Here is a 22512-nt window from a genome sequence, read left to right as displayed (position 1 = left end):
AAAAAAAGTGCGATTCATAAATGAATTATGAGTCGCGCTTTTTTTTATTTTTTTTCTTTTTTACTGGAGTACAATCGAAACAGAAGTCTGATAACTTTTCCAATTCACTTTGGACCTCTACATGTTTTCTTTCTAAAACTTCTTTGTTACTTCCAAAATCAGATTCCTGTAAAAGCTGAGACATTTCTGACGTCATTTTTTGATGATGTATTGTAAAGTAGGAATTAAAAATAGACAAATTTGAAAATGTCTTCTTATTTAAAAATAACTCTTTTCTAATTTTCCTTGTGTACAGTTCAGCTAAATCAAATTCTACTTGAGCATAATCAACCATATTCTGTGCTAACTCCATATTAGGAGCAGTAATTAATGCCACTTTAGGATTAAATGTTGCTTTAAATGCCTGATTGAAATTTTCTTAAACATTAATTCATACGCAGTCATTTGATACCCCATTTCCAACATCACTCCTGATTGAATAGAAAAAGATGATAGTGTATTTGATACTTGGGTGTTAGGAGATTGAAAATCTTCAAAACTAAGTTCAATACCCTCTTTCCACTGTACTTTCGTTTGTCCGAACATAGTAAAAGAAAAACAGCTAATCAATAATGTAAATATCAACTTCATAAATTAAAGAAGAGTTTGTTAAATAAATAGTTTGTCGTTCAAATATAATTCTTTTGAAACATAAAAAAAGGCCTAACATCAATATGTTAGACCTTGGATCTATCTATAATTTTTTATGGCTATCTGTTCATCATATCTTCCATCGCCGCTATATTTCCTGCTTTAAAATTGGCTTCATCAACCATTCCTCCAATCAGGAATAAATCGACAATCCAACCAATTCCAAAAACTCCTCCTGTTAAAAGATAAACAATTCCGGAAGTTGTCTTCCCTAAATAGAATCTATGAATACCCAACAATCCGAAGAAGAACCACAATAAATAAGCAACTAAACTTGATTTCATTTTACTATATATTTTATTAATTGACACTATATATAGTAATACGAATACCCTTTACAAATGTTTGGATTATGCTTAATAATTTAGAAACTTATTTGGACACCAGCTAAGGGAGAATACGTAAAAAATGGATCTACATTATCCCACCATACAAGTGATACAATATCAGTCTGTAATTCTGCGAACAAAGATACTTTTTTATGAACGTTTACATTGAAACCTGCTCCTCCTGCAATAGTTAGCCCTACACCATTACCAGCGTCACCGAAATGCCAATTTGTTCCAAAATTTAAACGCGGTTGAAATCGTCCTTTTAAGAATCGGTATTCAAATTGAAATGGGATAGTAGTATATTCATGTAAAGTCCCCACAGAACCATTCTCTGGCACTTGCTCAAGGCTTCTTCTTTGAAAACCTGTTCTTAAATATAAATGCTCACTGGCCTTTGGCAACCATAAATAGAGCAAAGCACCATAGCTTGTAAACGAAGTAGCATTGTCTCTCATATAGGTCATTCCATAAAAAGGGGCGATTGATAGATGTATTTTTCTTTTCTCCTTACGGTATACCGTACATGCATTCTCACCACAATTTTCATCATGATACTGCTTTGTAATTTTAATTAAATTATTGGTGGATGGGGTTGTAGAAATTGCATTTATCTTGTTTTGAACGCTGACAGATGCATCATCAAAATAATACAACAATGACGTTTTTATTCTATTGTCATTTTTAAAATAGGTGACACCATCAATTTCCACTTCTTTTTTACCATGATGTAAGTTGACTAACTTTGTCTCATCATAATCAATATAGTATTGAAAAGCGCCTTTTACTCTAGAGAAGTAAAGGTTTTTAACCCCTTCTACCAAGTACTCTACAAAGTACATTTGATATTCCTTATCGTTTATAGGCACTTCTTTAGCAACATAATGCTCACCCTCATCAAAATAATACCCTTTTATTTCTGAAGGTAAAAATACAGCAACTGTTCCATCTTTGTCATAAGTACATTTTTTATAGTTTGTAATGTCCTTATGATAAAGCATCACATCCAATGTATCATTTTGGAGTGTTATTATTTTTCCACGGCGAAGTGCTAATTCTTGAGCATGAAGTCCAGTGGCAATCATTGCCCACAATAAGATTGTTGATATTAGTTTCATTTAAATATTTACAATAAAAGTCAGATCATCAAACTGTTAGATGTTTGTGATTTCAATAGTTCTATTCCTCAAGTATGATTGGTTTAACTTAGGAGCTTAAAGATATAAAAAAAGGGCTAAACACTAAGTGCTTAACCCTTCCAATATATAACTAAACGTTAAAATTAGTTCTGATAATCTGTTTCGTTACCTGAGAACGATGCACGAGTGAATTCTCTGTTCAATCTTGCGATATGAGTAATAGAGATTTCTTTCGGACATACAGCCTCACATGCACCTGTGTTAGTACATGCACCGAAACCTTCAGCATCATGTTGCTCTACCATTGCTAATGCACGACGCTTACGCTCTGCACCACCTTGTGGTAATAAAGCTAACTGAGATACTTTAGCTGAAGTGAATAGCATTGCTGAAGCATTTTTACATGCTGCAACACAAGCACCACAACCGATACACTGCGCAGCATCCATTGCTTCATCCGCTACAGTTTTAGGGATAGCAATTTCGTTTGCGTCAGGTACACCACCAGTAGATACTGTTACGTAACCACCAGCTTGCATAATTCTATCAAAAGAAGTACGGTCTACAACCAAATCTTTTAATACTGGGAATGCAGAAGCTCTCCAAGGCTCAACAACGATAGTTTCACCATCACTGAAAGTACGCATGTGCAACTGACAAGTAGTGATACCGTGCTTAGGACCGTGAGGCTTACCATTGATATATAAAGAACACATACCACAAATACCTTCACGACAATCGTGATCGAAGTGGATAGGGTCGCTACCTTTCTTTAATTCGTTCTCGTTAAGAACGTCTAGCATTTCTAGGAATGACATATCAACTGATACATCATTTACTTCATATGACTCAAATTTACCCGGCTTGTTTTCACCAGCCTGACGCCAAATTTTAAGTTTTATATTAATTGTTTTTCCTGCCATGATCTTCAAATTGTAGGTGTTAGTTTGCTAACAACCTGTTTGTTGATTTTGTTTGAGGAAGAGTTGAGTCGCCCCAACTCTTCGATAAATTACTTGTAAGAACGTTGCGTTAACTTCACGTTTTCGAATACAAGGTCTTCCTTAGTTAATGAAGGATCTTTACCTTCTCCTTCATAACCCCAAGCTGCAACATACGAGAACTCTTCGTCCTGACGTAATGCTTCACCTTCTTCAGTTTGTGATTCTTCACGGAAGTGACCACCGCAAGACTCTGAACGGTTGTGTGCGTCGATTACCATCAACTCACCTAATTCTAAGAAGTCTTCTAAACGTAATGCTTTCTCAAGCGTCATGTTTAACTCCTCATTAGCACCGATTACTTTCAAGTCTTTGTTGAACTCTTTACGTAATTCTTGAATCATACCACGAGCTTTCTCCAAACCTTCTTTGTTACGTGACATACCACAGTATTCCCACATGATGTGGCCTAATTTCTTGTGGATATCATCAGGAGTTTGGTTACCCTTGATATTTAATAATTTATCGATTCTTGCTTGCGCCGCTTTTTCAGCTTCAGCAAAAGCAGGATTTGATTTATCAACAGCCTGACCTAATGGAAGTGTTGCAATGTAATCACCAATTGTGTAAGGGATTACGAAGTAACCGTCCGCTAAACCTTGCATTAATGCTGATGCACCTAAACGGTTAGCACCGTGATCAGAGAAGTTAGCTTCTCCTAATGCATAAAGACCAGGAACGTTAGTTGATAAGTTGTAATCTACCCAAAGACCACCCATTGTGTAGTGAACTGCAGGGTAAATCATCATTGGTACTTCGTAAGGATTGTCAGCTGTAATTTGCTTGTACATGTCAAACAAGTTACCATACTTCGCCTCGATTGTTTTCTGTCCATCACGCTTGATTGCATCAGCGAAATCTAAGAATACAGCAAGACCAGTTACACCAACACCTCTTCCTTCGTCACATACCATCTTCGCGTTACGAGATGCTACATCACGAGGTACTAAGTTACCGAATGAAGGATATCTTCTTTCTAAGTAGTAATCTCTTTCTGATTCTGGAAGTTTCACAGCTTCAGCAGCAGTGATCTTCGCATGTTTTTTATCTTTTGGAACCCAAACACGACCATCGTTACGTAATGACTCTGACATCAACGTTAATTTCGATTGGTAATCACCGTGTACAGGAATACAAGTAGGGTGAATTTGCGTGAAACAAGGGTTAGCAAACTTAGCTCCTTTTTTGTATGCTCTCCAAGCAGCAGAACCATTTGAAGCCATTGCGTTTGTAGAAAGGAAGAATACGTTACCGTAACCACCAGTACAAAGCAATACAGCGTGACCTGCGTGAGACTCCACTTTACCAGTTACTAAATCACGAGTTACAATACCTTTAGCAGCACCATCGATAGTTACTACGTCAAGCATTTCTTTACGTGTGTGCATTTTCACTTTACCAGTGTTCACCATTTTAGTTAACGCTGAGTATGCACCTAATAGTAATTGTTGTCCAGTTTGACCACGAGCGTAGAACGTACGGGATACTTGAGCACCACCAAATGAACGGTTATCCAATAACCCACCGTAATCACGAGCGAATGGTACACCTTGAGCTACACATTGGTCAATAATTTCTGTAGATACTTCCGCTAAACGGTGAACGTTTGCTTCACGTGATCTATAGTCACCACCTTTAATTGTATCGTAGAATAAACGGAAAACTGAGTCACCGTCATTTTGATAGTTTTTAGCGGCGTTGATACCACCTTGTGCTGCAATAGAGTGAGCACGACGAGGTGAATCTTGGAAACAGAACGCGTCTACATTGTATCCTAATTCTGCTAAAGTTGCAGCAGCTGATGCTCCTGCTAAACCTGTACCTACAACAATGATGTTAAACTTTCTCTTGTTTGCAGGGTTAACAAGTTTTACGTTGAATTTATGTTTTTCCCACTTCTCGGCTAATGGGCCTGCAGGGATTTTTGATTCTAATGACATTCTATTCTATAGTTTTAATGTTATTGATTAATAACTCTGTAATGTTTTGTTTTGAAAAGTTGTTTTACTAACTGTTCAAAAACATTACAACTGGAATTGCTCCAAATAATACTGGAACGATAATAGAATATGCTTTACCTAAGAAAGCGATAATTGGAGTGTATCTCTTATTATTTAATCCTAATGTTTGGAAAGCACTTGCAAAGCCATGCCATAAGTGGAATGCCAATACAAACATAGAAATAACGTAAGCCGCAACAATCATTGGATTAGCATAAGATACTGCTACTACAGAATAAAGATCTTTCATTTCTACACCATCGATAGTTGTAGTTGAAATTTCACCTCTTAATTCGTGCATTACTGCCCAATACTGTGCTAAGTGAACAACTAAGAATACTGCGATTACAGATCCTAACACTCCCATGTATTTAGATACTTGAGAACCGTCTTTGTTTGTTACTTTGTAAGCTTGTCCGCCTCTAGCTTTTTTGTTTTGTGCTGTTAAAATAATCGCATACACAATGTGAGCTAAGAAGAATAATTTAAAAACGTTCGCTACTACTTGTACTAAAGGGTTAGTAGACATAAAGTGAGCGTACATGTTAAAAGCATCAGCTTTTCCCATTAATAACGTCATGTTACCAGACACGTGTCCGGCTAAGAATAAGATGAGTAAAATACCTGAGAGAGACATCATAATCTTTCTCCCGATTGTACTACTCAACGATTTCTGCCAACTCATAAAAATTAACGTTTAGATAAATATTGTGGTGAGATAGTTCTCTAATTTATTTCGTTGCAAAATTATACCTCAACTAAAACAGATACAATAATCATGGTCAGCAGAACCTTATTTTGAATAAATCTAAACAAGTGAAACAGCTCTGTTTATGCAACGTACTTTTATTTCACAAACAACTGAATAATAGAGTTATACAAACCTGTAAATAAGATTTAATAGTCAGTCAGACACTTGTATTTGTAAAATGTTTCCTTTTAAAGGAAACAAAAGTCATCTTTTCAAACTAATGTAAACGAACAAAAAAAGGCTACGAATTTTCGCCAATTCGTAACCTTTCATTAAATTACTATATTTTACCTTTATGAATCTAACTTTCCAACCCATGTAGTAAAAGCTGAAAAAAGAGTTTCAACGGGTTTAGTTTCAAAAATTCCAAAAAGTGTAGAACCTGATCCTGTCATACTCGCATACACTGCTCCTTCTTTGTACAAATGTTCTTTGATCTCTTTTATTTGAGGATGATTCTTGAAAATTCCTTGCTCGAAATCATTATTTACTTTTTCCTTCCATATTGAAATATCATCCTCTACAATTTGCTTCAAATCCGCCTCTAATTCCATAGGAACTACTCCTGAGTATGCTTCCTTTGTTGAGATATGAATATTAGGGTTGACCATCATAATCCACTTGCCTGCGAGGGATAATTCTATCTTAGAAAATACTTCTCCTCTTCCTGTCACCCACAATGGATTGTTAGTAATAAAAAACGGGCAATCACTTCCCAATTCCAATGCGTATTCCTCAAGCTTTTCTGTAGACAGATTTAACTCAAAGATTTCATTCAGCATCTTTAAGGCATAAGCACCATCAGCTGAACCGCCACCCAGTCCTGCTCCGATCGGTATCACCTTGTGTAAATGGATAGTAACGGGAGAAATATCAAAATCACTCTTCAATAAATGATAGGCTTTCAAGCATAAATTACCATTCGCATCCCCGGGTATATCAATACCCGTACTCGAAAAAGATAATTCTTCGCTTGGAACAATTTCTAAAATATCAGTCCATCCAATTGGGTAAAAACATGATGCTATATCATGATACCCATCTTCTCGTTTGCTTGTTATGGCTAAACCAATATTAATTTTAGCGTTTGGAAAGGAAATCATTATTCAATTTGACGTTGTAGTTTTACTTGGAACAACGAAGTTACGAATTGAAATGACAATCTGTACCTTACTTCACGAATTTTCTATACAACCAATTATTAAAAATCAACCCGACTAAAATTAAAATCCCCCACTGTGTTACGATCGTTGCATTGGAATAAACGTCAAAGAAATTCCATGTCCCTTCTTCTGTAAACCAAGGTGCTTCACTGTAACCTTGCGACATCCACCACCAAACTAGAAATACGCCAATTCCTATATTAAGATACATGGCAAATTGGTATAAGACAGTTGGAATAATAATGCTCGAATCTTCATCAATATAATCTTCTTTGAATTTCTTGATGCCATTTTTTTGTACTGCAAAGTTGATAAATAGACCTGAGATCAAAAGTCCAAGGCCCCATACCCAATCCTGATTGGAGAAAAAGTCCAAAGAGATTGCCGAAGGCATCCCCAATGCAATACATAAAACCGCTGTGATAATACTCGCTTTTGTTCTTTTAAACTCTAAATCCGTAAATGTTTTGATACAAAGTTCTATCATACTTATCAATGAACTAAAGGCAGCCATTGTAAAAGCAACAAAGAAAATCACACCTAAAAATTCTCCATAAGGTATCTTGGCAAATAATAATGGGATAATGGTAAATGTAAGAGCGGTATTTCCTGATTGGAGATAAGCTATGGCCTGTGCATCATCAGAAGCAATAGCAAATACAGCAGGCAAAATGGCTATTCCTGCGATTAGTGATGCGATGTTATTCCCAATTCCACTGACCAGAATATTAAAAGTCACATCCTCTTTTTCCCTTGAATAAGAAGCAATGGTCAACATTAACCCCCAACCGGCACCTGTACTCCAAGCCGATTGTGTAACGGCCTCAATCCAGACTTTAGAATTAAAAAATAAAGCTGGATCAATATGAAACATATATTGTAATCCTTTAGGCCCATTTTCAGTTGATAATGCCACTGCGGAAACTAACAACATCAAAAAGAGTAAAGATGGTATCAGTATTTTATTGACTCTCTCTAAACCTTGCTGTATTCCTTTATACAACATAAAAACGGCAAACAAAACCACTCCAATATGAAGTAAAACTGTTAATACACTTCCGTTGGCCACATCTTGCCAATATTGATCTAAAAAGCTTTGATTAAGATTTTCAAGTGCTGTTGCATTATCCAATAAAGTTGTGGATAGCCCAACGTATCTTAATCCCCATGCTGTTACAACGGAGTAATAAAAGGTGATTCCTAATGTACATATCGTGATGAAAAAGCCCATCCAAGTATACTTCTTTCCGGCTGCTTGAGCAAAAGAAGCGATTACTCCTTGCTTAAACTTTTTTCCTATTGAAAATTCTGAAAGTAGAATGGGTATTGACCATATAAATAAGAAAATAAACCATAAGATGATAAATGTTCCTCCATACTGCCCTGCCAAACGTGGAAACCGCCATAAGTTTCCTGCTCCAATAGCCATTCCTAATGAAGCTAAAATGACACCCCATTTACTACTGAATTGTTCAACATTTTCTTTCATAGTCTCGTTTGTTTATTATGGTTTAAATCACTAATTGTTAAATTAGCTATGGTTTAAGTAGAGTTTAAAACTCCAAGTTAAAAAATAAAATTGAAGTCTAGAGATGATTGAATCGATAAAGCATTATATAAAAACATACATAAGTATAAGGTATGGTTTAGCTGGAGCGCTCTTTTTGGGTGTTTTAGTGTTCGGCATTAATTATTATGATGCTCAATCCGTTCCTTTGGCTACCACTGCCGCATTAAAACAAAGTGCCTATACATTCCTATTTGGTGGATATGTATCGGCACTTTGTGAAAGGTACACCTCGAAGGGTGAATTTTTAAAAGGGGTTTTGATTCCCTCCACTATCGCAATCCTCGCTACTTATACCGTTCATTCTTTTAAAGGAACTCCGAACCCAGAGCTTTCAACAATTCCTACGTTGATATTTGCTCCTTTAGGTTTCCTATTTATTGCAAGGAATAAAAAGAAAGAACTTCAGAAAAACGATTAAAGTGATCTTGCGATTCTTAAGCCCAAGAAATTCATTTTCACATCTGGCTTGTCGAAATTACGGTAGGCAGGTCTACAGAAAAGTGCCTCACTCATAAATGAGCCTCCTCTGTATACTTTTGTTGTACCATTTTGAATGCCCTGAGGGTTCGAATGAGTAGACTGTTTGTAAGAAGTTTCACTATACCAATCATTGACCCACTCCCAAACATTTCCTTGAAGGTCATAAATCCCCAATTCATTGGCTGCTTTTGTGCCTACTTCTTGATGTTGGTGGTCATCTGTATTAGAAGAAATCCATGCTCTCATAGGTATATTTTGAGAAGCTGCATCAGTACTAGCCATCTTCTTTCCTCCTCTCGTCACATACTCCCATTCTGCTTCCGTAAGCAAACGGTAGTTCTCTCCTGTCAATGTATTTAATTTCTTAAGAAACTCTTGACAATCATTCCAAGAAACCATCTCAACGGGGTGATTTCCCATTTTCAGTTCACTTGGGTTTTCTCCCATCACTGCCTCCCAGAGCGATTGAGTAACTTCATGTTTCCCTACAAAAAATCCATCAACAGAAACTTCATGAACAGGAATAGAAGGGTTTACTCCATTATCTAATAATAAATCCCCTTTCTTATCGCCCATTTTAAAAGTGCCTCCTTTTACAAAGACCATATCAAATGAAACTCCTTGTGCTTTATCTGTATAACTTTTCTTTTTCTGAGCGGATGCTAGGTGTATTATCAAAAAACTAGATAAAAATAGAATTGTGTGTTTTAATGTACGGTTCATGAAGATTATTTAAAGTTTATTTTGTTTTGGTATTTTTAAAGAAAAAAGAAGACCAAATAATTAGGTGTATTTGGCCTTTCTGTAAACTTATAAAAGTTTTTTAATAATATCTACTATTGTAATCCCTTCTGCTTCTGCTTTGAAGTTCCTTACTACTCTGTGCCTTAGTACACTTACAGCCACAGCTTTTATGTCTTCAATGTCTGGAGAATATTTACCAGATAAGATAGCGTGACACTTTGCTGCAATTACTAAGTACTGTGATGCCCTAGGTCCTGCTCCCCAATCTACAAACTTGTTGGTATAATCATCTGCTAACTCTGAATTAGGGCGTGTCTTGTGTACCAATTTCACAGCATATTCCACTACATTATCTGCTATTGGTACTCTACGAATCAAATGCTGGAAGTATAAAATTTCTTCTGCTCCCATCACTCTTTCAACCACCTTCTTTTCATCATTGGTTGTCGTTTTCACAACATTTACCTCATCTGCGTATGACGGGTAATCCAAAATGATATTGAACATAAAACGGTCTAATTGTGCTTCTGGCAATGGATATGTACCTTCTTGCTCAATAGGGTTTTGCGTAGCTAATACGAAGAAAGGTTTCTCTAATTGAAATTCTTGATTGGCAATTGTTACCTTATATTCCTGCATCGCTTCCAAAAGCGCCGATTGTGTTTTTGGAGGAGTACGGTTGATCTCATCCGCTAGAATAATATTAGAGAAAATAGGACCTTTTACGAATTTAAATTTCCTATCTTGATCCATAGTTTCCGCTCCTAAAATATCTGACGGCATCAAATCTGGAGTAAATTGAATCCTACTGAAATCCAAATCCAAGGCTTGAGCAACTGTATTAATCAAAAGGGTTTTGGCTAGACCCGGCACACCTTGTAATAGTGCATGCCCTTGACTAAAAATCGCCGTCAATACAAAATGTACGGTATCTTCCTGTCCAATGACAACCTTTCCAATTTCCTCTTTTAATTGATTATATTTTTTATGTAATGCATCTGCTGCTTCTTTATCAGATCCAAAAGTGATTTTTGACGTCATGTTTTAATTGTTATTCTAGCGACTTAATTGCTTGCTAAAAGCAAAGTAAAAAATCAATGAAGTATTCACTTATCAATTCATCCTATATTTTAGGACAATTGAAATTAGTTTTTTTTGAGGAATAAATCAAGAGAGAATTTAGAAGTATAACAACAAAAATAATATGTATTCTAAAGAAAAGAGCATTCAATCAAAAATGTAAGGAGCTAAAAAGATTCCATGAAAAGTCTCCTCTCCTTCTATCAAAGATATAGATCCTGTCTCTTTTTCTTTAAACTCATCCACAACTTCAAAGTTTTAAAAGTAAAACCCACAAAAAAGAGGTATAATAGTTACCATTATTATACCTCTCATTGTAAGATTCTATATCTTGTTTTATATACCTTCTAGAATATCGCACCCTTCATATTCAGGATCGATTTCAATGAAGACATCATTTTTGGCTGTCTTGATCCATTTTTCAAGGATCTCATTCTTCTGACTATTCAAGGTAGCCTGCTGTAACTTTTGATAATCATCTTTTAAGTTCGCGTAATGCGGAGGCTTGTAATCAGAATAATAAATAATTCTAACCGCATCTTGGCCATCTTCCGTACGGTACTTTAATGGCTTAGAAGTGTTACCCACTTTCATCGTATCAATAGCAAAGAATACTACAGGGTCTAACTCGTCTGTTGCCATATAAGAACTACCTGTCACGTTATTTTTGAAATAACCTGCATTAGCACGTGTAGGTTGATCATCAGAATAAAGGTTTACTGCCTTTTCAAAACCTAATGTATCTGTTTCGGCAATTAAAGTACGGATACTATCCAAAAAGACTACCGCATCTTTTACGTCTTGGTAATTTGACTTTGGTCTGATCAAAATATGTCTCGCTCTGAAACGACCACCTCTTCTCTCCAACAACTGAATTAAGTGGTAACCGAAATCCGACTCTACAGGATCTGCAATTTCATTTGGTTCTACAGTTAGAGCAATTTCTTCAAATTCCGGTACTAATTCACCTCTACCGTGCCATCCAAGGTCTCCACCCTTTCTTGCTGAACCATAATCTTGAGAATATTGCTTTGCTAAAACACCAAAATCTTCACCGTCTTGAATTCTTTTCTTAATATCCAACAATTGCTGTCTCGCCTTTTCTTTCTCTGATTCTGATACTTGAGGTTCTCTCACAATCTGACCTACTTTCACTTCTGCAGATAAGAATGGAATACTATCTTGAGGAATAGACTCAAAATATTTTTTCACTTGCTTTGGAGTAATCGTAACACCAGAAATGATTTGCTGTTGCATCGTCTGCACAGTCATTTGTTCTTTTACTTGATCTCTCAAATCGTCTCTCAAGTCGTTAACAGAACTACCTAATGTCTTTTCTAATTTTTCTTGAGAACCAGCTTGAAGAATAAAATACTGCATACGTCTTTCTAATTCGTCCGCCACTCTTGCATCATCCACTTCAATGGAGTCAATTTGAGCCTTTGCATACATGATTTTATTCACGATCAATCCCTTTAGGATATCACATTTTGCTTCTTTTTTATCTTGAGGATATTGTCCATTAGCAAGCATTTGTTGATAGCCCGCTTCAACTTCAGACAATAAAATAATGTTATTATCTACTTTGGCTATGATTTTATCGACCGGTACAGCATCGTCTTGTGCGAATAGAGATGATGCAAAAAGGAATAAAATTCCTATTAAGGTGTAAGTACGTTGATTCATATTGACTCTATACTTCTATTTAAAGTATTTTCTGTTTAGCGTTTATTCTTCTGAGACAAAAATCTCATATTCATTATTTTTTGTAGCTTCATCATACAATTGACTTTCCAACTCACTACGAAGCTTCAATTTTCTTTTTCCTAAGATCACATTCTTCACTTGTTTTGACACAAACTGTAAAGGAGGTGTTTGATCCACGATCTTATAATCATCAATTTTATAGATGTAAGTATTGGATTCATCACTTGCTTCCCACAATTTATCTCTTTTCAGCAAATTGGTCACCTCAGACTGGGAGTTCATAAATGGAGTACCGAAGAGAAGTTCATCCAAATCTAACCACACCGAATCTTCCAAATGTACAAAATCTGCATAAGCAAAAGCAGAAGATCTTAATTTTTCTTTATCTTTCTCTTTTTTACTTTTCACCCAATCCTTCACTTTCTTCAATTCAGGAGCCGAATTAGGATACCTCAAAAAAGAACCTCTTACAATGTTTGTTTTCAAAATAAAGTCCTCTGAATTTTGAAGGTAATAAGACTTCACTTGTTCATCAGTGACTATCGTATCAAGATGAGAAGTGATGTATTCTCTCTCATATTCGTGCATGATGAGTTGGAACTTATATTCTTCCAATCTCCTATCCAAATCCAATTTCTCCACATTCACCTGAGAAGCTGCCCTTTCTAAAGTAATCACTTTTCGGACCCAAGTATTAATGTATCTATCTCTGATATTGATTGAATCTTTACGAGACATTCTATCTGTAAATAAATTCTTCAATTCAGTATCATATAACACTTTATCATTCACTCTAGCCAAAGGGATTCTAGAATTTTGAATATTCTCTTCCTCTATTACTTTTGAAAATGTTTTTTTGACTTGATCACAAGAAGCTGTCATCAAAAGCAAGCCCATCAAGCTAAATATGTAGAAGTTTTTCTTAATCATAGTGGCAAATTTAATTAATTAGAATTGCCGTGCATTATTCGTGACACACAATACGTCCTTTTTGATGAAAAAAAAGTATTAAAATTCTTTAAAATTATGCTCTTTCATCAATTCTAAATACACTAGAACACAAGTTAAGCTCAAAAAAATCTCCTATATTTGGGCTTTAATGGATAAAAGACTTGACTTAATTAGTTTCAAGTTTTTAGATAAAGTAAGAATTTTAATATGAACACATCTCAGCTGAAAGAGTTAAAAACTCGTGTCAATGCACTAGATGGATACCTTGATATATCTTCAAAAAAGAAAGAAATAGAAAGCAAAGAAGCTGAAACTACCGCCCCTGGCTTTTGGGATGACCCTAAAAAAGCTGAAGTTTTGCTAAAAGAAATCAAAGGATTGAAATCTTGGGTCGATAAGTTTGATGAAATCAGTTCATTATTGGAAGATCTTGAAACCTTGTTTGAGTTTTTTGAAGCTGGTGATGTTGATGAGGAAGAGTTGAATGCTGAAGGGAAGAAAACCGAAGAGGCTATTGATGCTTTGGAATTACAAAAGATGTTAAGTAATGAAGAAGACAGTCTCAGTGCCATGATGGAAATCAACTCGGGTGCTGGCGGTACTGAATCTAATGATTGGGTAGAGATGCTTTTCAGAATGTATAAAATGTGGGGGGAGTCTCATGGTTATAAAGTAAAAGTAGTCAACACCAACGAAGGGGATGTTGTTGGTTTCAAACAAGCTACACTCGAATTTGAAGGCGATTTCGCTTACGGTTACCTACAATCTGAAATTGGAGTTCATAGAATGGTTCGTTTGAGTCCATTTGATTCCAGTGGAAAAAGACACACCACTTTTGGATCTGTTTTCGTTTACCCAGTGGTAGATGATTCTATTGAAATTGAAGTAAACCCAGCTGATATCACTTGGGAAACTTTCCGCTCAGGTGGTGCTGGCGGTCAAAATGTAAATAAAGTAGAAACTGCAGTTCGTTTACGTCACACCTCAGGAATTATAGTCGAATGTCAACAAGAGCGTTCTCAGTTACAAAACAAGGAGAAAGCAATTAAAATGTTGAAATCAAGATTGTATCAACAGGAAGTAGAAAAAAGAAATGCTGAAAAAGCTAAAGTGGAAAACTCTAAGAAAAGAGTAGACTTTGGCTCACAAATCAGAAACTACACCATGCATCCTTATAAATTGGTAAAAGATATCAGAACAGGTGTTGAAAAAACAGATGTTCAAAAAGTATTGGACGGTGATTTGGATGATTTCATCAAAGCATTTTTGATGCAGAATTAGTTTTAGAAAGCTTTTAAGCTATCAAATATTAAACCTAGAAAGTTTATTAACAAGACCTTAAAAACACAAACGTAAATATTACGTTTATTTTTAAGGTTTTTCTTTGTCTTCATCTTCTTTTTTTTCAACTTTACGAGGAACTTGAACATATTAACCTATTAACTTTTACACAAGTTCTAAGCATATTAAACACATCATATATAACATGAATACAACTTCGGTTCAATTAGACTTCCTTAAAGAATTAGGAATTGGACAACGCAACCCTGCCTTTTCTACAGGTAGAAAATTTGCGAAACTAGATGAGAATCGTGAAACACGAAAAATCTACTCTCCTGCAGATGGTGAATTAATTGCTGAAGTAGAAATGGCTACGGAAGCGGACCTTGAAATCATTATTGAAGAGTCTCAAAAAGCCTTTGAAGTATGGAAGGTATTACCTGCTCCTAAAAGAGGTGAAATTGTACGTCAGATTGGTGAGGCACTAAGAAAATATAAAGAACCTCTTGGGAAATTGGTTACTTACGAAATGGGTAAAATCTACCAAGAAGGTCTGGGTGAAGTTCAAGAAATGATTGACATCTGTGATTTCGCTGTTGGGCAATCAAGACAATTGTATGGTCTTGAAATGAAATCCGAAAGACAAGATCATAGAATGTTCGAACAATGGCATCCACTTGGAATTGTCGGTATCATTTCTGCCTTCAATTTCCCGGTAGCAGTTTGGTCATGGAATGCTATGATTGCGGCTATTGCGGGTAATGTTTGCATTTGGAAACCTTCAGAAAAAACTCCATTAACAGCCATTGCTTGTCAATACATTCTTCAAGATGTGCTGAATGAAAATGATCTTCCAGAAGGTTTGTTCAGCTATATAATTGGTGATGCTGCAGTGGGTGCTAAAATGTCAAATGACCAACGTTTCCCATTAATTTCAGCTACTGGATCTACTCGTATGGGTAAAAAAGTAGGTGCTGCTGTAGGAGCTCGTCTTGGTAAATCATTATTAGAACTTGGGGGAAATAATGCATTGATCATTACTGAAAACGCAGATATAGAAATGGCTATCAGAGCCACTGTTTTTGGAGCCGTTGGAACATGTGGTCAAAGATGTACTTCCACACGTAGATTGATTGTACATTCAAGCGTTTATGAACAAGTAAAAGAGCGCTTGCTTAAAATCTATCCGTCACTATCTATTGGAAATCCTTTAGATGAAAGTAAGCTTGTTGGTCCTTTGATTGACAAAGATGCTGTAACTACATTTAAAGCTGCGATTGAGAAAGCGAAAACTGAAGGTGGAAATTTATTAATCGGTGGAGTTTCCTTTCATGCTGAGGGTCTTTCTGAAAATTACGTATATCCCGCTATCATTGAAGCAGAAAATCACTACCAAATTGTACAGGATGAAACATTTGCTCCTATTCTCTACCTTATAAAGTACAATGGAGAGGTAGAAAATGCTATTCAAATTCAGAATGATGTAAAACAAGGTTTATCATCTGCTATTTTCACAAATCACCTCCTAGAATCGGAAGCATTTTTAAGTGCTGCAGGTTCAGACTGTGGGATCGCTAATATAAATATTGGTACTTCTGGAGCTGAAATTGGTGGTGCTTTTGGAGGTGAAAAAGAAACTGGAGGCGGAAGAGAATCCGGTTCAGATTCTTGGAAAGCTTACATGAGAAGGCAAACCAATACCGTCAACTATGGAAGAGTACTTCCTTTGGCCCAGGGTATTAAATTCGATATTTAATCATGTAGAAAGAGCTTTAAGATTAATTATTTTAAAGCTCTTTTTATAGTATAAATAATTAAAACTTACATCAAAAGAGCTTTTTTATTCATTATTTAATGGTCAAATTTCTTTGACATTGCCCCTTCATTGGTTATATTGAATTAGAGATTATTCAACCAATATAAATGAATTTTTATAGTACTCTCTTTACACAATAGTACATACCTATCTGTTTTAACATTACTTTATGGCTCAAAACAAATACTTTTCTGTGATGTTGATTGATGACAATGAAATCGACAATCTCATAAATCAAAAAATGATTGAGGCTTCTAAAATAAGCGACAACATATTTATTCATTCAGGAGCAAAAAGTGCAATTGAGTTTCTTCGTAATATAGAAAAGCTTGGAGATATAGCTGATCAAGTTTTACCTGAGCTTATTTTTTTAGACATTGATATGCCTCTAATGGATGGTTTTCAATTTCTAGACCTATTTGATCAATTGGATGAAAAAACGAAAGCAAAGTGCAACATCGTCATGTTAACTTCTTCTATCAATCCTCAGGACATCAGTAGATCACAAAACTACAGTTACGTTAAAAAATACGTCAACAAGCCGTTGACTCAGAAAAATTTATCACTACTCGAAATTTAAAACACAGCATATATATAAATGTGTTAGAGGCATTGTTAAACATGTATTGTAAGTCTTAAATTTAAGAACGGTGACTAGTTTACAAAGGAGTTTATCTACTCTTAATTAGCTCACTTACATTCTCAGCACTCTAATCATTAATTAACAAAAAAAGGTATTGATTTTATTATCAATACCTTTTCTGTTTGTGACGGTCAACTATTCATTTTCTCCACTCACATATCGAATAAATTGGTCATCCATTCTAATTTGTCGCGTTGGAGCGAATATATAAGGGGATTTAATTTGCGTATATTTTGTAATGATATTTGAAACCTTTGACATTTTATCTCGCTTGGCTTCACTCATTCCAGTTTTAAGCATTTTCAAGAAAAGTGAAATTGACGGACAACTTTCCTTCCCCATCAATCGAATTTGTCTTTGAATACTATTGGCTAACTGATTGAATAATTCAAAGTCGCGAATACAAACGTATTGTAAAGCCAAAAGACATTTCACCTCCAAGAAAGCATGTGGGTACTTTTTCAAACTCACTTCATTGAGAAGGTTATTGAGAAAACGAGCCGCTTCATCAAATTCTTTTGCATGGTAAGCAGACATTGCTCGGTAAACTACATAAGAAACATAGTTGGGAACATCTTCTTTGTCTGGTTCGTAATCTGCAAAAATATCTTTATTGGATTCAAACAATTCTGTTTGTGTATCGGTCTGTAAAGCTCTTTGTAACTTTGTCTGAAGAAATTGAGAAGGGAATGTATATAAATTACTGTGCATCAGTAATGGTACCACATCTTCATTTACAGAATCAAAGTACTTACTTGCTTTCCTGAATACACCATAATGTGTATAGTATTCCAACTTCAAAAACTCAAAAACATTATGAAGGTGGAAATAGATGGAATCCATTTGATATTGATCAAAAACCTGATCAATTTTTAAGAAAATATCTTCAATGGGCTCAACATCTTCTGTTTCTGAAAACTTCACCTTAGAGTCATCTTCTATAAATAAGCGATGGAAGATGTTCATACAGCTTTGATAAACAAATGGTCGGTGTGATTCATATAGTTTACATGTATTTTGCATCTCTTGATGTAACAGGTCTAATCCCATTTTATCAATTTCATCACCTGTAAAAGCATAAACACCAAACTTCTTAAAGTAATCTGCTAATATATCTTCAATCTTATCGACTGCTAACATATAAGCTACATGCTTATTGTAGAGTTGAGAGTAGACAAAATAATCTGGAGAATTAATATGAAGCCTTTTTAAAGCTTTGTACACTACAGTCAATTCATTGGACAAATCGTAATCTAATAACTCTTTTTCCAATTTTTTGAGTGTAACAATTGAAATAGCTCGTTTTTTCGTAAAAACCATTTCATGAATATTGGCTACTTTTTTCAAAAGGTCCGCTCTAGGGCTTTCCATTTGTTGTAGCAAATACTCTTCAATTTTTTGATTCAGCCTTGATCTTAAAGTATAATAAGCATTGGTATTCACATCTAATTCAGACATCACCTGCTGATCAGATATCTTCTTTTCTCTCATAGAAGATAAAAGGTACGCCGATTTCTCAGCGTTACTTTCCATAAGAGAATTTCTTATTGCTTCGTAGTCTTTTTCAGATAATTGCTTTATGATATGTTTTAACCTCGCCATAAATTAGATACTGAGTGCTTTATTATTGCGTTGTAGAGACAAGTCGAGAAAGTATGCCTAATCAAGAAATTGAGGTTTAGTAGCAATAAAATAGTAAACTTTTATCGAAATACTTAATTTTTCTATACTTCTCATATATAAATATAAGAATTGATTTTGAAAAACCGATGCATTATTTCATGGTGTTATTGGATATAAAAAGTAAAATGACATTTTTCAATTATTCTCTTTCCAAGTTCCAATCCAATTCTTTAAAATATCCAATCCAAATTCCGTTAGTATTGCCTCTGGGTGGAACTGAACGCCAAAAACTGGTAAATTTTTGTGCGCAATTGCCATCACTTCTCCTTCTTTAGAAGATGCAACGACCTCTACTGTATTAGGAACATTCGACAAAATCAATGAATGATACCTTACTACAGAAAACTCTGATGGAATTTTTTGAAATAATACAGAAGTCTGTACATCAATTTGAGATATTTTGCCATGCATAGGTTTCAATGCCTTCACTACTTTTCCTCCAAAATATTCCCCTATTGCTTGGTGCCCTAAACAAATTCCTAAAATAGGATGTGTTTTGTGGTAATAATCTATTACCTCTAACATATTACCCGCTTTATCTGGCGTTTCAGGTCCAGGAGATAATACGATAGCATCATATTTATAAACTACAATTTCTTCTAAAGGAGTTGTATTTCGTACTACTTCCACCTTTTGTCCTAATTGAGTGAAATAATCTACTAGATTATATGTAAACGAATCAAAGTTATCTAATAATAAAATCATGATGCTTAGTTTATTTGAGCACAAAAATAAAAAAGGGAAGTCATTTAACTTCCCTTTTTGTTATAAATTTTCTTCAAATAATTCATGAATCTCTTTACTATACCTTTTCATACTCGGCATTATGGTACCTCCTGCATCCAATACCCAATCATTTAGCTCCAATAGTTTTGGATAAACAACTGAATCTTCGGTCACATTTTTGGGCAAACCCAAACCTGCTGAATTAAAAAGCCCCAGTATTACAGATAATGAAAGTGCATATTTAAAACCACCTAACAGTAGTGCTGCCACATTATCTAAATCATCTAATACAGAGTAATCGATTTTATTTTGCAACCATTTCCCTAATAAATTAAGTCCCATGGTTCCTGCAAAAAAGAAAACGACGTAAGCAAAGAATACAGTGGATTTAGGTGTATTGACATACGTTTTCGATGAAGAAAAAGCTCCTGCGACACCAAAGAAAATTAAAGAAGCACCCACTACAAATACCAACGTTGATATTATTTCTAATAAAAAACCTCTTTTAAATCCTTTATAGGCACCATATACAATCATTCCCGCAAGAATGATATCTGTGATTCTGATGTATGATGTAAAAAATCCTAAGTCTTGTTCCACTGTCTATATTAAATTTTTTGAATTACATTAACGCTTCTTTTACTTTAGCCGAAACGACTTTCATATCTGCTACACCTGCAAATTTCTTACCTGCTGCGCCCATTACTTTACCCATATCTTTTGGAGAAGTAGCTCCTACCTCAGCAATTAGCTCTTTTACACCTGCAGAAATCTCTTCATCAGACATCTGTTTTGGTAAGTATGACTCAATTACTGCTAACTCTACTAATTCAATTTCGGCTAAGTCCTCTCTTCCTGAGCTTTGGTACGTTTCAGCAGATTCTTTTCTTTGCTTTGCTTCTTTCATTAAAAGCTTCAATTCTTCCTCTGTTGTCAACACAGCATCTTTTCCTTGAGCTGTTTCTGCTAACTGAATCTTTGCTTTTAGTTGTTTTAACGTACCTAAAGTGGCTTTATCTTTATTTTTCATGGCCGTTTTCATGGCCTCTTGTACTTTCGCCTTTAAGCTCATTGTTTTAATGTTAAGATTTGAAATCTATTTCTATCTACAAAAATAACAACTTCTTGCACGTTTACTATCAAGTTACAAAAAACCTTCTGAAATACCTTTAAAATGCAATTAGATCCGCTCAATTCTAGAACATAAAGCCTGTAAATAGTGTTAGAACTTTCAAAAGGAACATAATTTATGGTCTATTTTTCCTTAACAGTCTATTAATTTTCCCTTTTGTTATGCTTTTATAAATGGAATAAAGCATTTTTGTGAAACTTTAAATTTAACTAGAAAAGAGAATTATGACTCGACTAAGCGTCAATGTGAATAAAATTGCGACCATTAGGAATGCAAGAGGTGGGGACAATCCAAATTTGGTAAAAGTTGCAAAGGATGCGGAACGTTTTGGTGCGGAAGGAATCACTATTCACCCTCGCCCAGACGAGAGACATATTACTAGGAAAGATACATATGATCTAAAACCTGTTGTTACAACGGAATATAATATTGAAGGAAATCCTGAACCTCGTTTTATGGAATTGGTATTAGATGTCGTTCCAGAACAAGCCACGCTTGTACCTGACGCTGATGATGCAATTACATCCAATGCAGGTTGGGATACGATTAAAAATAAAGAATTCCTTACTGAAGTAACGGCTAAGCTTAAAGCGAAAGGAATTAGAGTATCTATTTTTGTAGATCCAGATCCAAAAATGGTGGAAGGTGCAGCAGCATGTGGTGCCGATAGAATAGAATTATACACGGAGCCTTATGCAGCTCAATTCCATGAAAATAAAGAAGAGGCTATTGCTCCTTATATCAAAGCAGCTGAAAAAGCAGTGGAGTTAGGATTGGGATTAAACGCCGGGCACGATTTGGATTTAGATAACCTCAATTATTTCCATGAGAATATTAAAGGTTTGGATGAAGTTTCAATCGGTCATGCATTAGTTTGTGATGCACTGTATTATGGTCTTGAAAATACTATTCAACTTTATTTAAAGCAGTTGAAATAATGCAATACGAACAAATCATAGTTGATTTGAACAACCCTTTTGTTTCAGAGGAAGAGGTGGACCAAGTAATCCAACTTGGAAAACAACTTCCTCTGAAAGGAGTTAAAATAGCTCCTTATTGGGTAAAAAAAGTAGCGAGAGAGCTTCAGGATAAAGAAGTGATCATTCAGTCAAATGCAGGTTCTCTTCATGGTGAAGACCTTACACAAATAAAAGTTTTTGCAATGAAGGAATTGATCAAAATGGGAGCACATGAAGTAATTTCTACTTTGAATGTAGGAGCTTTAAGAACCAATACAGGATGGTGTAAAATTGAATGTTTACAACTTTCTGAAACTGCTCATCAACAAGAGGTATTGCATACTCTGAGAATTCCAAATACGGCTTTAGAAAAAGAAGAATTCAATCAAGTCATCAATATTGGTCATCAAACAGGAATTGACTCATTAATAATACAAGAAATTCACCTTGACCATATTGATTTCATCAAGAAAAACCTATCTGAAAACATAGAATTATCCATTCAAACATCCAATAAAGAGATTTACGAAAAACAATTAAAAACACAGTTCGAAACTGTCATCTTATCATCTGATCTACTCAATTCTTAAGTCATATTGTCAGAAAAGTTGAAAAGGCATTTTAATTGAAAGGTAATACGGAAAACGAAAAGGTAAACACTAACAAA

At 35.1% G+C, this 22512-nt stretch carries 23 protein-coding genes; 6 read left to right on the top strand and 17 right to left on the bottom strand.

Annotation, left to right across the window (positions count from 1 at the left end; genetic code table 11):
- Positions 1-25: 25 nt before the first annotated feature.
- From IC221_RS03655 to IC221_RS03615, 9 genes are all read right to left on the bottom strand, one after another.
- Positions 26-376, bottom strand: coding sequence for a hypothetical protein (locus IC221_RS03655; protein ID WP_188167655.1), 351 nt, complete (start codon positions 374-376; stop codon positions 26-28).
- Positions 367-630, bottom strand: coding sequence for a hypothetical protein (locus IC221_RS03650; protein ID WP_188167654.1), 264 nt, complete (start codon positions 628-630; stop codon positions 367-369). The genes IC221_RS03655 and IC221_RS03650 overlap by 10 nt, the downstream gene beginning before the upstream one ends.
- 119 nt (positions 631-749) lie before the next feature.
- Complete coding sequence (locus IC221_RS03645) at positions 750-974, bottom strand: TM2 domain-containing protein (RefSeq protein WP_044205127.1); 225 nt, start codon at positions 972-974, stop codon at positions 750-752.
- 80 nt (positions 975-1054) lie between these two features.
- Positions 1055-2137: a hypothetical protein gene (locus tag IC221_RS03640; protein WP_188167653.1), complete on the bottom strand. Its 1083-nt coding sequence runs from the start codon at positions 2135-2137 to the stop codon at positions 1055-1057.
- Between the two features lie 164 nt (positions 2138-2301).
- Positions 2302-3066 carry a succinate dehydrogenase/fumarate reductase iron-sulfur subunit gene (locus IC221_RS03635; protein WP_367397758.1) on the bottom strand — a complete coding sequence of 255 codons (765 nt, stop codon included), beginning with the start codon at positions 3064-3066 and terminating at the stop codon, positions 2302-2304.
- Between the two features lie 104 nt (positions 3067-3170).
- Positions 3171-5099, bottom strand: a complete 1929-nt coding sequence (locus tag IC221_RS03630; protein WP_188167651.1) for a fumarate reductase/succinate dehydrogenase flavoprotein subunit — start codon at positions 5097-5099, stop codon at positions 3171-3173.
- Positions 5100-5166: 67 nt separating this feature from the next.
- Positions 5167-5844 (bottom strand): succinate dehydrogenase cytochrome b subunit, encoded by a 678-nt coding sequence (locus IC221_RS03625; RefSeq protein ID WP_044205119.1) that lies wholly within the window; start codon positions 5842-5844, stop codon positions 5167-5169.
- A gap of 359 nt (positions 5845-6203) precedes the next feature.
- The gene (gene ispE, locus IC221_RS03620) at positions 6204-7013 is read right to left on the bottom strand and encodes a 4-(cytidine 5'-diphospho)-2-C-methyl-D-erythritol kinase (RefSeq protein ID WP_188167650.1); all 810 of its coding nucleotides are present in this window, start codon (positions 7011-7013) and stop codon (positions 6204-6206) included.
- Positions 7014-7080: 67 nt separating this feature from the next.
- On the bottom strand, positions 7081-8562 hold the full coding sequence (locus tag IC221_RS03615; RefSeq protein WP_188167649.1) for a sodium-dependent transporter: 1482 nt from the start codon (positions 8560-8562) through the stop codon (positions 7081-7083).
- 103 nt (positions 8563-8665) lie between these two features.
- Between IC221_RS03615 and IC221_RS03610 the strand changes: the two genes are divergently transcribed.
- Positions 8666-9061 (top strand): hypothetical protein, encoded by a 396-nt coding sequence (locus IC221_RS03610; protein WP_188167648.1) that lies wholly within the window; start codon positions 8666-8668, stop codon positions 9059-9061.
- On the opposite strand, the gene IC221_RS03605 is transcribed toward IC221_RS03610, so the two are convergent.
- The 4 genes from IC221_RS03605 to IC221_RS03590 form a co-directional block, all read right to left on the bottom strand.
- Positions 9058-9846, bottom strand: coding sequence for an SUMF1/EgtB/PvdO family nonheme iron enzyme (locus IC221_RS03605; RefSeq protein WP_188167647.1), 789 nt, complete (start codon positions 9844-9846; stop codon positions 9058-9060). The genes IC221_RS03610 and IC221_RS03605 overlap by 4 nt on opposite strands.
- 87 nt (positions 9847-9933) lie before the next feature.
- Entirely contained in the window at positions 9934-10896 is a 963-nt protein-coding gene (locus tag IC221_RS03600; protein ID WP_044205236.1) for a MoxR family ATPase, read from the bottom strand.
- Between the two features lie 387 nt (positions 10897-11283).
- Positions 11284-12633, bottom strand: coding sequence for a peptidylprolyl isomerase (locus IC221_RS03595; protein ID WP_188167646.1), 1350 nt, complete (start codon positions 12631-12633; stop codon positions 11284-11286).
- Between the two features lie 42 nt (positions 12634-12675).
- Complete coding sequence (locus tag IC221_RS03590; protein WP_188167645.1) at positions 12676-13584, bottom strand: hypothetical protein; 909 nt, start codon at positions 13582-13584, stop codon at positions 12676-12678.
- Positions 13585-13812: 228 nt separating this feature from the next.
- Here IC221_RS03590 and prfB point away from each other — a divergent pair, with 228 nt between their 5' ends.
- From prfB to IC221_RS03575, 3 genes are all read left to right on the top strand, one after another.
- Positions 13813-14886 carry a peptide chain release factor 2 gene (gene prfB, locus IC221_RS03585; RefSeq protein ID WP_188167644.1) on the top strand — a complete coding sequence of 358 codons (1074 nt, stop codon included), beginning with the start codon at positions 13813-13815 and terminating at the stop codon, positions 14884-14886.
- A gap of 205 nt (positions 14887-15091) precedes the next feature.
- Positions 15092-16642 (top strand): aldehyde dehydrogenase family protein, encoded by a 1551-nt coding sequence (locus tag IC221_RS03580; protein WP_188167643.1) that lies wholly within the window; start codon positions 15092-15094, stop codon positions 16640-16642.
- Positions 16643-16871: 229 nt separating this feature from the next.
- Positions 16872-17282 (top strand): response regulator, encoded by a 411-nt coding sequence (locus tag IC221_RS03575; RefSeq protein ID WP_044205094.1) that lies wholly within the window; start codon positions 16872-16874, stop codon positions 17280-17282.
- A gap of 198 nt (positions 17283-17480) precedes the next feature.
- On the opposite strand, the gene IC221_RS03570 is transcribed toward IC221_RS03575, so the two are convergent.
- From IC221_RS03570 to IC221_RS03555, 4 genes are all read right to left on the bottom strand, one after another.
- Complete coding sequence (locus IC221_RS03570; protein ID WP_188167642.1) at positions 17481-18947, bottom strand: hypothetical protein; 1467 nt, start codon at positions 18945-18947, stop codon at positions 17481-17483.
- Positions 18948-19163: 216 nt separating this feature from the next.
- Positions 19164-19733 (bottom strand): aminodeoxychorismate/anthranilate synthase component II, encoded by a 570-nt coding sequence (locus IC221_RS03565; RefSeq protein WP_044205089.1) that lies wholly within the window; start codon positions 19731-19733, stop codon positions 19164-19166.
- Positions 19734-19793: 60 nt separating this feature from the next.
- Positions 19794-20354, bottom strand: coding sequence for a CvpA family protein (locus IC221_RS03560; RefSeq protein ID WP_044205086.1), 561 nt, complete (start codon positions 20352-20354; stop codon positions 19794-19796).
- A 22-nt stretch (positions 20355-20376) separates the two neighbouring features.
- Complete coding sequence (locus IC221_RS03555; RefSeq protein ID WP_188167641.1) at positions 20377-20826, bottom strand: GatB/YqeY domain-containing protein; 450 nt, start codon at positions 20824-20826, stop codon at positions 20377-20379.
- A gap of 284 nt (positions 20827-21110) precedes the next feature.
- Here IC221_RS03555 and IC221_RS03550 point away from each other — a divergent pair, with 284 nt between their 5' ends.
- Together IC221_RS03550 and IC221_RS03545 are read left to right on the top strand one after the other, a co-directional pair.
- The gene (locus IC221_RS03550; protein WP_188167640.1) at positions 21111-21824 is read left to right on the top strand and encodes a pyridoxine 5'-phosphate synthase; all 714 of its coding nucleotides are present in this window, start codon (positions 21111-21113) and stop codon (positions 21822-21824) included.
- A complete protein-coding gene (locus IC221_RS03545) occupies positions 21824-22435 on the top strand; it encodes a hypothetical protein (RefSeq protein WP_188167639.1) in 612 nt (203 codons plus the stop codon). The genes IC221_RS03550 and IC221_RS03545 overlap by 1 nt, the downstream gene beginning before the upstream one ends.
- Positions 22436-22512: the final 77 nt, after the last annotated feature.

The sequence above is a fragment of the Flammeovirga sp. EKP202 genome (assembly GCF_014534745.1).
Classification (GTDB): domain Bacteria; phylum Bacteroidota; class Bacteroidia; order Cytophagales; family Flammeovirgaceae; genus Flammeovirga.
This window is presented reverse-complemented; position numbering and strand designations above follow the sequence as displayed.

Excerpts from the sequence above, each read along its gene's own strand:
- IC221_RS03650 (WP_188167654.1), bottom strand. The coding sequence starts at position 630 with ATGAAGTTGATATTTACATTATTGATTAGCTGTTTTTCTTTTACTATG.
- IC221_RS03645 (WP_044205127.1), bottom strand. The coding sequence starts at position 974 with ATGAAATCAAGTTTAGTTGCTTATTTATTGTGGTTCTTCTTCGGATTG.
- IC221_RS03640 (WP_188167653.1), bottom strand. The coding sequence starts at position 2,137 with ATGAAACTAATATCAACAATCTTATTGTGGGCAATGATTGCCACTGGA.
- IC221_RS03630 (WP_188167651.1), bottom strand. The coding sequence starts at position 5,099 with ATGTCATTAGAATCAAAAATCCCTGCAGGCCCATTAGCCGAGAAGTGG.
- IC221_RS03625 (WP_044205119.1), bottom strand. The coding sequence starts at position 5,844 with ATGAGTTGGCAGAAATCGTTGAGTAGTACAATCGGGAGAAAGATTATG.
- ispE (WP_188167650.1), bottom strand. The coding sequence starts at position 7,013 with ATGATTTCCTTTCCAAACGCTAAAATTAATATTGGTTTAGCCATAACA.
- IC221_RS03615 (WP_188167649.1), bottom strand. The coding sequence starts at position 8,562 with ATGAAAGAAAATGTTGAACAATTCAGTAGTAAATGGGGTGTCATTTTA.
- IC221_RS03610 (WP_188167648.1), top strand. The coding sequence starts at position 8,666 with ATGATTGAATCGATAAAGCATTATATAAAAACATACATAAGTATAAGG.
- IC221_RS03605 (WP_188167647.1), bottom strand. The coding sequence starts at position 9,846 with ATGAACCGTACATTAAAACACACAATTCTATTTTTATCTAGTTTTTTG.
- IC221_RS03595 (WP_188167646.1), bottom strand. The coding sequence starts at position 12,633 with ATGAATCAACGTACTTACACCTTAATAGGAATTTTATTCCTTTTTGCA.
- IC221_RS03590 (WP_188167645.1), bottom strand. The coding sequence starts at position 13,584 with ATGATTAAGAAAAACTTCTACATATTTAGCTTGATGGGCTTGCTTTTG.
- prfB (WP_188167644.1), top strand. The coding sequence starts at position 13,813 with ATGAACACATCTCAGCTGAAAGAGTTAAAAACTCGTGTCAATGCACTA.
- IC221_RS03580 (WP_188167643.1), top strand. The coding sequence starts at position 15,092 with ATGAATACAACTTCGGTTCAATTAGACTTCCTTAAAGAATTAGGAATT.
- IC221_RS03575 (WP_044205094.1), top strand. The coding sequence starts at position 16,872 with ATGGCTCAAAACAAATACTTTTCTGTGATGTTGATTGATGACAATGAA.
- IC221_RS03570 (WP_188167642.1), bottom strand. The coding sequence starts at position 18,947 with ATGGCGAGGTTAAAACATATCATAAAGCAATTATCTGAAAAAGACTAC.
- IC221_RS03565 (WP_044205089.1), bottom strand. The coding sequence starts at position 19,733 with ATGATTTTATTATTAGATAACTTTGATTCGTTTACATATAATCTAGTA.
- IC221_RS03555 (WP_188167641.1), bottom strand. The coding sequence starts at position 20,826 with ATGAGCTTAAAGGCGAAAGTACAAGAGGCCATGAAAACGGCCATGAAA.
- IC221_RS03550 (WP_188167640.1), top strand. The coding sequence starts at position 21,111 with ATGACTCGACTAAGCGTCAATGTGAATAAAATTGCGACCATTAGGAAT.
- IC221_RS03545 (WP_188167639.1), top strand. The coding sequence starts at position 21,824 with ATGCAATACGAACAAATCATAGTTGATTTGAACAACCCTTTTGTTTCA.